This is a genomic window from Flavobacterium sp. Root420 (assembly GCF_001427905.1).
In the GTDB taxonomy this organism is placed as follows: Bacteria; Bacteroidota; Bacteroidia; order Flavobacteriales; family Flavobacteriaceae; genus Flavobacterium.
Genome location: NZ_LMEF01000023.1, coordinates 478,528 through 491,636, shown reverse-complemented (window position 1 = coordinate 491,636; position 13,109 = coordinate 478,528). Strand labels below are relative to the sequence as shown.

Annotated in this window: 11 protein-coding genes and 1 pseudogene; 9 read left to right on the top strand and 3 right to left on the bottom strand. The window is 30.0% G+C overall.

Features of this window, described 5'->3' with window-relative positions; translation table 11 throughout:
- Positions 1-72: 72 nt before the first annotated feature.
- A pseudogene (locus tag ASC72_RS23675) lies at positions 73-219 on the top strand (DUF4833 domain-containing protein); the annotation flags it as partial.
- A 25-nt stretch (positions 220-244) separates the two neighbouring features.
- On the opposite strand, the gene ASC72_RS14155 reads toward ASC72_RS23675, so the two are convergent.
- Positions 245-724: a hypothetical protein gene (locus ASC72_RS14155; protein ID WP_056191785.1), complete on the bottom strand. Its 480-nt coding sequence runs from the start codon at positions 722-724 to the stop codon at positions 245-247.
- A gap of 399 nt (positions 725-1,123) precedes the next feature.
- Here ASC72_RS14155 and ASC72_RS14150 point away from each other — a divergent pair, with 399 nt between their 5' ends.
- From ASC72_RS14150 to avs2, 5 genes are all read left to right on the top strand, one after another.
- Entirely contained in the window at positions 1,124-2,548 is a 1,425-nt protein-coding gene (locus ASC72_RS14150; protein ID WP_056191783.1) for a hypothetical protein, read from the top strand.
- A gap of 8 nt (positions 2,549-2,556) precedes the next feature.
- Positions 2,557-2,799, top strand: a complete 243-nt coding sequence (locus tag ASC72_RS14145) for a hypothetical protein (RefSeq protein ID WP_056191781.1) — start codon at positions 2,557-2,559, stop codon at positions 2,797-2,799.
- Positions 2,800-3,163: 364 nt separating this feature from the next.
- A complete protein-coding gene (locus ASC72_RS14140) occupies positions 3,164-3,610 on the top strand; it encodes a hypothetical protein (protein ID WP_056191779.1) in 447 nt (148 codons plus the stop codon).
- A 320-nt stretch (positions 3,611-3,930) separates the two neighbouring features.
- A complete protein-coding gene (locus ASC72_RS14130; RefSeq protein ID WP_056191775.1) occupies positions 3,931-4,983 on the top strand; it encodes a TlpA disulfide reductase family protein in 1,053 nt (350 codons plus the stop codon).
- Positions 4,984-5,523: 540 nt separating this feature from the next.
- Entirely contained in the window at positions 5,524-9,771 is a 4,248-nt protein-coding gene (gene avs2 / locus ASC72_RS14125) for an AVAST type 2 anti-phage system protein Avs2 (RefSeq protein ID WP_056191773.1), read from the top strand.
- A 257-nt stretch (positions 9,772-10,028) separates the two neighbouring features.
- On the opposite strand, the gene ASC72_RS14120 is transcribed toward avs2, so the two are convergent.
- Positions 10,029-10,385: a helix-turn-helix domain-containing protein gene (locus tag ASC72_RS14120; RefSeq protein WP_056191771.1), complete on the bottom strand. Its 357-nt coding sequence runs from the start codon at positions 10,383-10,385 to the stop codon at positions 10,029-10,031.
- Between the two features lie 319 nt (positions 10,386-10,704).
- Between ASC72_RS14120 and ASC72_RS14115 the strand changes: the two genes are divergently transcribed.
- The 3 genes from ASC72_RS14115 (at position 10,705) to ASC72_RS14105 (ending at position 12,659) form a co-directional block, all read left to right on the top strand.
- Entirely contained in the window at positions 10,705-11,175 is a 471-nt protein-coding gene (locus ASC72_RS14115) for an RNA polymerase sigma factor (protein ID WP_056191769.1), read from the top strand.
- A 2-nt stretch (positions 11,176-11,177) separates the two neighbouring features.
- Complete coding sequence (locus ASC72_RS14110) at positions 11,178-11,723, top strand: hypothetical protein (protein WP_056191767.1); 546 nt, start codon at positions 11,178-11,180, stop codon at positions 11,721-11,723.
- 336 nt (positions 11,724-12,059) lie between these two features.
- Positions 12,060-12,659, top strand: a complete 600-nt coding sequence (locus ASC72_RS14105; protein WP_056191765.1) for a murein L,D-transpeptidase catalytic domain-containing protein — start codon at positions 12,060-12,062, stop codon at positions 12,657-12,659.
- A gap of 160 nt (positions 12,660-12,819) precedes the next feature.
- Here ASC72_RS14105 and ASC72_RS14100 read toward each other — a convergent pair whose 3' ends face one another.
- Positions 12,820-13,008 carry a hypothetical protein gene (locus tag ASC72_RS14100; RefSeq protein WP_056191762.1) on the bottom strand — a complete coding sequence of 63 codons (189 nt, stop codon included), beginning with the start codon at positions 13,006-13,008 and terminating at the stop codon, positions 12,820-12,822.
- Positions 13,009-13,109: the final 101 nt, after the last annotated feature.

Here is a 13,109-nt window from a genome sequence, read left to right as displayed (position 1 = left end):
AAAGGATATCAGACAGCTAATAATTTTAATGCTAATATAAATGAAATCCTTTAAAATTATGTTTTCGTAAATGTAAATCAGAAAAAAATACAGGTAGAAAAAATATTTGTGCGCATTGAAGGAGGTTCTTTTTGGTTACCAAATGTAAAGTATGCCGAAGTTACCGGAATTGAAACTTCCTCAAATAAAACAATTACGGAAAGAATGTTGTTGAAATAAGATAGACGTCATCAAAAATTATAATTTACGCAGTTTTACAGCCAATCAAACTATCTTCTTCGGCAGCCATCTTTAGTATATCACGTAATTCATTTAAATTTTCTATTTCACCATATTTTTGCAATTCATCTAAATCCTCTTGCTCGAAATATTTTATTATCTGCAATAAAGTATCGATTCCTTTAATCACTCGAGAAGGATCAAACAACAAACTTTCGATTTTTCCATTCACTTCTGTTGCACTTTCACCATAATCTCCATTAGCAAGTACATAAAACATAAATAGGTTAAGATAGTCCTCATAAATTTCGTAGGTATATCCCAGATCAACATTTTTGAGTTTATCTAGTGACCTAATACCTCCGTAAAATGATTTTGAATTATCGCTTATTCTAAATTTTTCTTTGGCCTCAAAATCTACTTGAAATATTCCTAAAATGGAGTTTACACTTTTAATATAACTCATATCTTTTTTATAAACCTCTATATATGTGTAAACACCCATTATTTAAAATTTAATATAATACTTAAAACTATTCGTAGTAATAAGCTAATATAAATAAATTATAGCTGTATGATGTGAAATTGCACGTAATAATAAAAGCAAAGTAAAGAAGAATTTCAAATATTCTACATCTTAAGTTTTAACCCGATCGCCCGGATAACTATGTTTAAATCATTCTGTAAATTAACAGCTTAACTTTTAAAATTACTTAAATACTTGTATTTAATATACTGACAGATGCGACAGGACCAGATAAAAACATTTGTAAAAAAATACGTATAAATACCTAATCTCAGGAGAAAAAACTTTCTTAATTTAGAAGAAAATATTCTGATTAAAATGAGATCTATTTTTTTAACCTGACATACCTTTTTTAGTTAATATTAAAATTTGAATCTTATGAAAAAACTTCTACTATTTTTTTTTATTTTAAGTAATACTGCTATTTATTCACAATCGGTAAAAGAAAAGCCATTAAAGAATAAGGATAGTATTGTATTGCAAAAAAAGACAAACACAACTTTATCCAATAAAGATTTTAATGCAATAATTCAAACCAGTTTTTCAAAACTAATTACCGGGCAAACCGCTAATAACGTTGGTAGTTATGCAGGTGTGGATATTGAGAAAACTGAAGTGACTTTCAGTCCTACATTTATTCTTGAAAATGGTAATATCATTACAGGCAAAATGATGGGAGGAATATCGGATGGAACCTATGCCATTTTTAACAACTCAAAGTTAAATACCAATATAAGTTTAGAAGTTCAGTATCATTTTTTATATAAAAAGACTCCAAGAACAATATATTATTATCAAAGTGACTATGATAAACACCTGGAAGATAGCACTAAAATCGTAAAAGACCACGCTGCGGCCAAAGCTAAAATCTTAAAGTCCTTCGATAACAATGAACGTATAATTGAAAACGATAAATTAAATACGGAAAATAAAACACTTGATACCGATATTACAGCCCTCAATCAAAAGTTGAATACTCCAATCACAGCCTATGAAAAAGAATTACTTACTGCCCAAGTTGATAATAAAACTTTCAAAAAGAATCAAAATACAGCTAAAATTGCTGAGAATAAATTGCTGAATAATGATTACAATAAATTAAAAGAACTACTCAAAATTAATAATATCAGAGCTGACAAACTAAATGAAAATGATATTTCAAAGTTAAAAGTAGCAGGTTATCAATTCTCTTGGTTTTCTTTGGCGTATAAACTTAAAAATGATGAATTTAGATTATTAGATTCAAAGGAAGTTTATGAGAATCAAATCACCAAAGACAATTATATAAGCCATGAGTTTAAAACACAATATTCTTATGTCAATTTAAATCCAACAAATTACAAAACAACCTACTTTACATCCTCTTTAACAATGAAGTATAAAAGTAATTTTAATGATTTAAAGAAAGTGGAAGTAACCCAAACCAGTACTATTGGAACAAGTTCAAATCAAATAAGGGAAACCTCTGATAAATTCTTTGCTTATTCAGGAACCTATAAAACCGGTGTAACTGAATTAAATGTCGATGTTGATTTTTATCATTTTCCATTTAGCAAAAGTGCCATAGGATTTCATATTTTTCCAAAAAGTAAATATACCCAAAACATAAAACCAGTGTACAACGCCGGATTTGGTGTGGTATTTCCATTTATTGATAAAAAGAAAGAAAAATCAAATATCAATGCTGAACTGTATTATAATTTCACTAATATTTTTAATTCTAACGACGTAGATTATACATTAATTGAAAGAAACAACATTGGTATACGTTTGGTTTTCCCAATAAATTTTAACCCTAACTAATTAACATCATGGCAAAAAATAACATTTTAAAAAGTGATTCCTTTACATTAGTGCGTAAATTCAAAGCAGTTTGTAAGGAAAAAGATCTCAATAAGGAATGGAGAAACACTGAAGATGAGGCAATTCTGGATGCTTTGGAGCATCAAGATGTCAATATTTCCCATAGAGTAGATATAATGGTACAGGAAAAGCAACAGTATATACTAACTATTGGACAAGATAAAATTGATAAAGCACTTAATTTAAAGTAGTTTGAAATATTTGTTTTTTATCTGGCAATTGTTTTCTAGTTTAATTTCCCCCGCTCTCCGAAGTGTTCTCATGAAAAGCTGCGCAATCCCGAAAGCCTTCGGGGACTAGTCAGCGCCCAAAAGTTTAGACGAATTTATAATTAAATTTGATAAAAGTCTCCTGACTTTTTAAGGTTACTTCTTATTATTGTCGTGGATTTTTTACATTCAGGAGGAATATTCTATTAATTTTAAAGTCAGAGACTTATGAGGTCTCTGTTTTTCATTTATATTTGTTTAAAATGGTGCAAAGTCGGTCCGGAAGGCTTTCGGGATTGCCAGCTTAAAGAAGAACACTTCGGGGAGCGGGGGAAAAATATTCAATATGAGAAAAACAATTCAAATAATAATAGCATTATCTATTTTAGTATTTGCATCTTGTCAAAATAAAAACAGCAATGTATTAGATGGGAAAAAATTTATTGGGTTTGAGGAAGATGTATATTTTGATTCTCCAGGGCATACTTTTCAAACAATATTAACTTTCGAAGATGATAGCGTATTAGTGGTAAAAAATTTAATTTCTATCGTTGACAAAGACACTTTGAATTTTAAAAAAAAGCAGTCTAGCTATCAATACAAAGGATTTGTTAAAAAGGAAAAAAACAATTTAGAGTTTGTTGCATATGCATATAACTGTAAAGGTTGTAGTGTTTTTTATTCAGTAGATAAAAAAGGAAAGCCAAAAAAGTCATTAGACAAAAAAACTTACAAAGGGTTTGTTACTAAAAATGGAATTAATTTAAATGGAATTAATTTTAAACCAGAATAAGCACTACAGTTAACAGCCGTTTGGCGAGATTGGGGTTTTAGGATGAATTTAAAGATGGTTTTGTATTTGGAAAATTTGTGTTTAACCGAAAAATCCCGCATCTTTATTCCCCAGCTCTTCGAGTGTTCTCATGAAAAGCTGTGCAATCCCGAAAGCCTTCAGGACTGACTTTTCGCAATTTTTTTGTTCCTTAGAAATTGGGATTGCACCGCGTAAAGAAGAACACTTCGTAGAGCACGGATTACAAATCCGCGCGATCGGGTTTTATAAACGTTTTTATTTAAATCTCAATAATTATTCTAATTACAAGAAGATTACCCATGAAAAAGCAAACCTATATTATTATCATATTTTTTTTTATTAATCTAATTCAAGCACAAAAGAACAGTCAAGATTATTTTACATTAAAGGGTGTTTTAAAAAATAATTACAAAGGGTATTTATACGTTTCTTATGCTGATAAAAAAGATAGTTGTTTACTAGAAAATAATAAATTTTCTTTCAAAGGGCATATATCAGGTAACATGACAAATGTATTTTTCTGGTTGAAAGGAAAAACTTGTGTAATGAAAAAAGAATTTTTTCTCGAAAATAAAAACATTAAAATCAACTTAGCTTTTTATGATGAAATCCAAGACAGAGATACGACAGTTTTTTTTCATGCAACTTCAATTGTAGGTACAAAAACAGCTCTAATACAGGACGATTATGAAAGATTTGCTGCTAGTAATTTATATGCTAAAGATCGACATCAAAAGTTATACAGAAAGCTAAACACAATGGCAGTTAAAAACCCAAAAAATTATTATGTGGGTACTTTAATAGAGGAAATGTGTTGGGATAGCACCTTGGATAAAAATCAATTAAAAAAAATATATAGTAAATTAGATAAAAAAAATCAACGAGAAAGCACTATTTATATTATAGAAAAAAAACTATATCCTAAAAACGACATAAATGTAAACGATATGGTTTATGATTTTGAATTGCCGGATGAAAACAATATTGTATTTAAAACTGTATATTTAAAAGGGAAATGGTATCTTATAGATTTTTGGGCAACTTATTGTAGTATCTGTATCGCTGCATTTCCTAAATTACAAAAGATTCATGATTTATATAAAGACAGGAATTTTGAAATTTTAGCAGTTTCCGTTGATAAAGATTTGCAACAATGGCAAAATTTCTTGAATATGCATGATCTAAAATGGAAAAATTTGATTGAAAAAAGAGGTATTGACAATAGCGAAGCTGTAAAAAAATACATTTCTTTTACCCCATCAAATTTTTTAATTAACCCCGAAGGTAAAATAGTTGCAAGCAATATTAGCCCCGAAGATTTAGAAAAATTCCTCAAAAAAAATTTAAAATAATCCTAAACAATGACCGAGAATTACAATTACATTTTCCAGTATTTGGAAAAGGAAGGCATCTTTATTGATAAAAATGAATTTTTGTTTCAAATACAATCACATCTCGATTATCCGATCGCTCGGATATGCGTAACAATAGCGCGGAAATTCTTTCTGTCCCCGTTGCTATATTAATAAAAACCGGATTTTCTTTTTTTAAATCTGTTAGGATATACTTTGCGGGCACGGATTACAAATCCGTGCGATCGGAGTTTTTTATGCCGTACTACTAAAAGAAGCTCCAAAAATTCACGTAGATTAAACTATTTTTTTATTTAATTTTTAATTAATTTTAAAAATGTATCATTTTTTTTACGTTTTTAAGAGATAATTTTAACTTAGCATGTGATTTAAGAAAATGAAATGAAAATAAGAGAATATAATAGAAGCTTATTATCAAAATTAATTTCAAAAAAGGTGTTTTTTTAGTAAACCTTAATGTTAAAGTATTTTATAAAAGGAAATATAATAACACTTAAATAAAGATAAAAGCTAACATACATGGAACCAATTACTTTAATTACGATTGCAGGTTACGTCAGTTTAAAATTTCTTGATCAATTCACAAAAGAAGAAGGCTACGGTAGAATTAAAAACTTATTTTTCCCGAAAAAGAAATATAAAAATCAATTAATAGAAATTATTCTTGAAACGATAGCAGAATTTCGCCAGCATTATTTAGAAAGAGAAGACCACTCTAAGTTTTATTTTTTTCAATCTCAGATAATATTTGAGGAATTGAATAAATATGTTTTGTTTGCAAAACAGACTATTAATTATGATGATTTGCTTCATAGATTTCAAGAAAACCCTAACATTATAGTTCCTAGTAGTGAAGAATTGGAATTTTTCTACGAGAGGTTTACTTCCAAAATAAAAGAAGACAAAAAACTGAAGTCTTTGTTTTTTGATGAAAACTATAAACCCAAAATATTTGAAATTGTTGAAAAATTAAATGATATTGAAGTTAAAGTTGATGATATTCGCGAAAAGGTTACAGCTATAAATTCTTCATTGAATTTTGTTCCTGATGAAGTGTGGTTTAAGAATCAATGCGAAAAATCAATCCTTGTTCTAGGAAAACGATATACTCCCGAACTTAATTTCGTTCTTGAAGTGTCAAAAATTTTTGATGCTCTTGGACGTACTTCTGATTTTAAAAAAACTATATCTGCTAACGTTGATGAACTGTTAATTAAAGGAAGAAAAGTATTAAAAAAGAAAGAGGAAGTAAAAGAAGATGTTGAATTATTAGAGCAGAAGTTTGATGAAATTTATCAGCTCTACTCTGCAATAGATTTTGAAAATAATGAAGAAATAGGATTTAGCAATTTTATAACCATTTTGGATTCAATTGAAGAAATTGCGAATAAATTAAAACAGTATTATAGTCAGGAAGAATATAAACTACAAAAGGAAAAAAATGAATTTTCGTATTATCATAAATATGGAACGGAACTAAGAAATCTTAGAGATTTTGAAAGTAATATTTATAAATTTAGAGATTTCATTGAAGATGGCTTATGTGAAACAGCTAATAATCCTTATTTAATTTTGGAAGGTGAGGCAGGGATTGGGAAATCTCATATGCTGGGAGATATTGTAACGAAACGAATTGAAAATGGGTACGAAAGCATTTTTCTTTTAGGGCAGCAATTTACTACAGAAGATAATACTTGGACTCAAATATTTAACTGGCTACAGATAAAAAACACAACTTCAGAAGAATTTTTAACTATTATTAATGAGAGAGCAAAAAAGACAAAAAAGAGAGTTGTAATTTTTGTTGATGCTTTAAATGAAGGAAGAGGAAAGTATATTTGGCCGGAGAACATAAAAAGTTTTATTTCGGAAGTAAAAAAATATGAATATTTAGGTTTGGTTCTAAGTGTTCGATCTTCTTATAAGGACTTAATATTTCCAAAAGAAGACATTCAAGAATTAGAACTCATCGAGAATAAGCTTTATGGATTTAGAAATAATGCATACGATGCCTGTAAATTATTTTTTTCCAATTATAAAATCCAACTGCCGAATATACCTCTTTTGCATCCGGAGTTTCATAATCCATTATTCCTAAAACTTTTTTGTGAAGGCATATCTAAATCTGGCCAAAATAAAATACCAGATGGTGTTCAAGGAATCAGCTCAATCATTAATTTTTTCATCAAGAATGTGAATGCTGTATTGGCAAGTTTTAAAAGGTTTGATTACTCATCCAGTATTAATTTAGTTGATAGATGCGTAGATGCTATTATACGTTACAAGTTAGATAATGAACTAAAGTATATAAATTACGAAAAAGCAATAGAGATTGTTGAAGAAATTGTTTCAAAATTTGTTAGTAAAAGAGGAACTTTTTTGGATGAACTTGTTTCGGAAGGAGTTTTTGCTAAGAATCTATTTTGGATTGAGAAAGATAGTTATGAAGAAGGGATTTATTTGGTTTATGAAAGGTTTGAAGATCATCTTACATGTAAATATTTATTGAATACAGATTTAGATTTGGAAACTGAATTTAAAGACGGAGGAAGTTTTTATAAGTATATTGAGGATGAAAATGCTTTATATTTTAATAAAGGTTTAATTGATGCTTTTTCTATTCAGATACCTGAAAAAATTAATAAAGAATTTTATGAATTAATTCCTCATTTAAAAGATGAATACACAATAGCGGACTCATTTGTTGAAAGTCTTCTTTGGCGAAAACATGAAACTATAAATGAAAGTTCAACGGAGTATATCAATAAAGTTGTGTTTTCTTACGATGAGACTGATCATTTATTTTGGGAAACAATTATCTCCATAACTTCGGTTCCAGAACATTTTTATAACGCATATTCACTAAATAATCATTTATCTGGTCTCAGCATGGCAGATCGAGATGCATCATGGACTACGATATTAAAAGATAAATTTGAGGATGATTCTTCTTTTAAAAGGCTTGTTGACTGGGCGTGGAATCAAGAGGATAAACTTCATATCTCCGATGAATCGATTAAATTAACAAGTATTACGTTAGCTTGGTTTCATACATCTACAAACAGAGAATTAAGGGATAGTTCTACAAAGGCATTAGTAAATTTGCTTCAAAATAGAATTGATGTATTAATTGAGGTTTTGATTTTTTTTGAGAACGTTAACGATCCATCAGTTTATGAAAGACTTTTTGCTGTGGCTTATGGATGCAGTTTAAGAACTAAGCAGATAGAAAAACTTACTAGCTTAAGTGAATATATATATCAAACAATATTCAAGGAAAAAGAGGAAGTTTATCCACATATTTTATTGCGTGATTATGCGAGAGGAGTTATTGAATATAGTTATTATTTAAAGATGAATTTATCTTTCGATATTGTGGATGTAAGACCTCCTTATAGAAGTAATTTTCCAGAAACGGTCTTGTCAAATGAAGAACTAGACAAATTATATAAAATTGATTATGATGATCCCAATTTCAAAAAAATATATTGGTCACAGGATGCGATTTTAAGTTCGATGACAACTGAATATGGAAGAGGTACTGGTGGATATGGTGATTTTGGACGTTATACTTTTCAGAGCGCATTAAGAACGTGGGATGTAAACCCAAATGACCTAAGTAATATTGCGGTTGAATGGATTTTTAATAAGTACGGTTACGATGTTGAAAAACATGGTGAATATGATAACAATCTAGAATACATTGGAAGAAAAGCGGCCACTATTGAAAGAATAGGTAAAAAATATCAATGGCTTGCATTATACGAACTAGCAGCGAGAGTATCTGATAATTTTAGGAAATTTGAAAGGTGGGCTAATGACGAAAAAGAAGAGCTATACCAAGGACCTTGGAATCCTTACGTAAGAGATATAGATCCTACAATTTTAATAAAAGCAACGACAACTTATCAAGAAGATGAAAAAAAAGAATATTGGTGGACCTATAAAGATACATTTAATTGGGATTGTTCTTTTGAAGATTGGGTAAAGAAAACCGACAATCTGCCAGTTATTGAAAATTTAATCAGTTTAAATGATACTGATGGTAATGAGTGGCTTGTTTTAGAAGGACATCCCGAATGGGCAGAAGAAAAAAAAATCGGCGAAGAAAAATGGGATAAACAGCACAAAAGGATGTGGTGTCAAATCAGAGCTTATATTTTAGAAGAAAAGGATTTTGATACTTTTACAAGTTGGTCAGCGAATCAAGAATTTATGGGAAGATGGATGCCCGAGAACAGAGAAAAGTATGAAGTTTTTAATAGAGAATATTATTGGTCGCAAGCTTATAAAGACATTTGTTATGAAAATTATGTTAATGATAAGTGGGATGTACATGACAGAAAAACGGGTAAATTAGTTTCTTCAGTATTTATACCTGTAGAAACATACATGTGGGAAGAAGAATTTGATAAATCTAAAGAAGAAACAATCACTTTTATGAAGCCAGGTTTAGGGATTTTTACAGGTATGAAACTCCAGTACTCAAATAAAGAAGGTGAATTTCTAAATTCGAATGATGATCTAATTTGTTTTGATACAAGTGCTAACAACAACTCTACAGCTAACTTTTTAATTAGAAAAGAGCCGTTTTTAAAGTATCTTGAGGAAAATAACTTAAAAATTGCCTGGACAATTCTAGGTGAAAAAGAAGTTATTGGAGGTAGTACTTTTAGAAAAAAATATCTAGGCATGTTGGAGTTCAGCGGTGCCTATTACATAAAGGATAATTTGATAATTGGAGCTTTAAATACAAAACAAGGTTAAAAAATATAATTTAAAACTCCAGTTAATTAAAGATGGCCTTATTTTTCAGGTCACTAATAAGGATTGATTTTTTTTTTGTGTTTTCGCAAACAATTGTAAAAACTAATTATTATAATCTAAAAAACTAAATCCGCTCTCCGAAGAGTTCTTATGAAAATCTGTGTGAATGTCTCCTGACTTCGCACCCGTAAATAATGGTCTAAAACAAAAAAGAGACTCGAAAGTCTCTTTATAGAATAATATATCTTTATAAATAATTATTTATTGATTAATTTCCCAAGCCTCGCCATCATTTCATCTTTCTCCTTCAACATACGCTCATATAAAGCAATTTTCTCTTCATGTAGTTTAATCAATTGATCAATTTGATTAATGGTAGAATTGTAAAATACAGATGCAGGTTGCTGACAATTGTCAAATGTATTCGAAATAATATTCACCGCTTGTTCCTCATCAAAATTCTGAAAAGCTTCAACAGGAATTTTTAATACTGCTGAAATTTGTTTCAGCAGGCTGTCTTCAATTACATCTTTCTGCTCCAGCATAGAAATTTTCTTTTGGTTCCAGTCTTCTCCCAGATCAAAAGCTAATGCTTCCTGTTTTATGTTAAGCATTTCTCTGAAACGTTTTACGTTTTCTGTTCCATAATCTAACCTATATTCATTTAATCAAAATGTTCGATGCAGTAGAACTGATCAGAGAGAGGGGCGTTGAGAAGATAAAAAAACGCCTCAGATTGATTCTGTAACGGAATAAAATATCCCTTCGTTATGAAAGGGCATTTAATTTTGTGACCTCTAACCTGAATAAAGGATGTATTATTGTTTGTTTTAAAATAGTAATTTAGAAAAAAAATACCGCAACTGTAAGTTTTTCAAGTTTTTATCAACCAATGCATAAAATAGAAATTATGAAGAAAGTAAACAATCAATTATGAAAGATCAATTTACAGATGTAATATTTCCGCATCAGGCATTGATTCATAAGATTTGCCGAATGTATAGGGACACGCCCGAAGATCAGGAAGATCTTTTTCAGGAGATAATCTATCAACTTTGGAAATCCTATCCCAAATTTCAGGGAAAGTCTAAAATATCAACATGGATGTATCGTATAGGATTAAACACTGCCATGGCATCATTTAGAAAAAACAAAGTCAAATTATTGTATTCTGATACTGTTCCGGATAAAAATATCGTCCCGGAAATCGCAGAACACTGGCGAGAGGAACTCCTGTTTTCGGCGATTCGCCAACTGAGTGATGATGAACGGGCACTTATCGGACTTTATCTGGACGATTTCAGTTATGTAGAAATTGCAGAAATCATTGGGATTTCAGAAAACAACATAGGAGTTCGCTTGAACAGAATTAAGAAAAAATTAAAGGTAATTTTAAATACATAATTATGGAATTAGAAAACTTAAAATCAGAGTATCAAAATGCAGGAAAAGCAGCATTGAGTAAAACAGACATTCAAAAAATAATTTTAGAAAACAATAATCCGGTATTAAAAGGCATAAAAATACAACTGCTAATAGAAACGATTCTTTGGGCTATTTTCCTGGCGGTATATTATAATATTTTTGACGGACACTTAAAATCCTCTCTTTGGAACTTCCTGCTTGTCGTTTCAGTTATTTTTATACTGGTACATAATGTATTGGGATTTCAAATCGTAGGCAATCCCATAAATGGAGAAACTATTCTGGAATCATTAAAAAATTACTTAATCAAAATTAAAAACTATGCTGTTATTTCTATTGCTACACGAGTATTTGCAATTGTAATGCTTTTGGGCTATTTTATCTCAACTATATCGTTAACCAATGAAAAATTGGTTTCCTTAAGTTTTATTTCTCTTGTTATTCCTGTTCAAATTTACGTATTGCACCGAGTTTGGGCTATAAGAAAAAGGAGAATAAATAAGATGTTTGAAAGTCTGAAAGAATAAACTAATAGATATAGTCGATTAGATCAAATAATTATCTTAACCCATCCTGATAAGACTTCAGGAGATAACTTAGCAAACCCACGATGCAGTAGAACTAATTAGAGAAGGGGGGATGAGAAAATCAGGAAACGGATAGATTGTGAGAAGAAAAGCTTAAAAAAAGCTTTTGTATTAGAAAGTATATTTATCAGTAAATCAGTTATTTATAAAATATTTAACAAGGGCAACATGGGAATTATATAAAATATATGCATAATTTTGCAACATCAAAAAATGAAAGTTTAAGTTTTACAGTTTCCCAAATCTCAATTTACTTAACCCAATTTTATAGTGCGTATGAAAATATTTTTTATGGTATTGTTTGTTTCTTTGAGTTCCTTTACCACCTACAATGCAACTGATAAAAAAGAAGCATTATCGGAGCTCGAGTTTTTAAGGCTTGCTGATCACGTTAGCGAGATCAAATCGGTACTAGGCAATAATGGTCGTTATAATACTAAGATTGCCTTTTTGGTTGACATGAAAATTAAATCGGGCAAGAACCGTTTTTTTGTCTACGACCTTCAAAATAACAAGATACTTGATCAGGGTCTTGTAGCCCATGGAAGCGGATCGGAAACCGGAATAAGAGGAGAATTGAAATTCAGCAATACTCCCAATTCAAATTGCACTTCCCTTGGCCGATACTCGGTCGAGAAATCCTATACTGGTATTTTCGGAAAAGCCTACAGGCTTAACGGACTGGATGATTCCAACAGCAATGCCTTAAAAAGAGCTGTTGTGCTGCACCAGTATTCGGCTGTACCCTACGAGGAGCAGGATTATTATATCAGCAATAGTCACGGCTGCCCAATGGTAAACGAAATGTTTTTTAAAAGGCTGGAGAAAATTATCGACAGTTCTAATTCAAAAATTATGCTTTATGTTTATTATTAATTATAAAGCAAGTGCACGAAGTACGCATAAAGTATAGTTGTCAGAATTGCAATCTTTGAAATCTGTCATCAAAAACAAGACAATAAAAAAGCTTATTTTATTATAAAATAGGCTTTTTTATTTTTTATAAGTGAACAGGAAGTTCTGAATTTCACGAAGTTTAATTCAGAACCATTTCAGTATCCTCTGTGTTTATATTAGGCAGTAAATCTTCAGTAGGTTCATCCCAATGACCCCAGTCTCCTTTATATGGAGTGCGGTAGGCCACATCACAATTATTGTCACCGTAAGCCATAACCTGATACGGACATTTTTGAATTTTCTGAGTTTGAATATTTAAGTTTTCCATGGCAGGTTTTATTTTTCGTAAAGATAGTATCAACTTAAGTCTATTTGTTATACTTAAAGGGTTGGTAGTTATGTAATTCCCATTAGTATATTGTAAATAGC

Coding starts and splice junctions, on each gene's coding strand:
- ASC72_RS14155 (WP_056191785.1), bottom strand. CDS start 724: ATGGGTGTTTACACATATATAGAGGTTTATAAAAAAGATATGAGTTAT.
- ASC72_RS14150 (WP_056191783.1), top strand. CDS start 1,124: ATGAAAAAACTTCTACTATTTTTTTTTATTTTAAGTAATACTGCTATT.
- ASC72_RS14145 (WP_056191781.1), top strand. CDS start 2,557: ATGGCAAAAAATAACATTTTAAAAAGTGATTCCTTTACATTAGTGCGT.
- ASC72_RS14140 (WP_056191779.1), top strand. CDS start 3,164: ATGAGAAAAACAATTCAAATAATAATAGCATTATCTATTTTAGTATTT.
- ASC72_RS14130 (WP_056191775.1), top strand. CDS start 3,931: ATGAAAAAGCAAACCTATATTATTATCATATTTTTTTTTATTAATCTA.
- avs2 (WP_056191773.1), top strand. CDS start 5,524: ATGGAACCAATTACTTTAATTACGATTGCAGGTTACGTCAGTTTAAAA.
- ASC72_RS14120 (WP_056191771.1), bottom strand. CDS start 10,385: ATGCTTAACATAAAACAGGAAGCATTAGCTTTTGATCTGGGAGAAGAC.
- ASC72_RS14115 (WP_056191769.1), top strand. CDS start 10,705: ATGAAAGATCAATTTACAGATGTAATATTTCCGCATCAGGCATTGATT.
- ASC72_RS14110 (WP_056191767.1), top strand. CDS start 11,178: ATGGAATTAGAAAACTTAAAATCAGAGTATCAAAATGCAGGAAAAGCA.
- ASC72_RS14105 (WP_056191765.1), top strand. CDS start 12,060: ATGAAAATATTTTTTATGGTATTGTTTGTTTCTTTGAGTTCCTTTACC.
- ASC72_RS14100 (WP_056191762.1), bottom strand. CDS start 13,008: ATGGAAAACTTAAATATTCAAACTCAGAAAATTCAAAAATGTCCGTAT.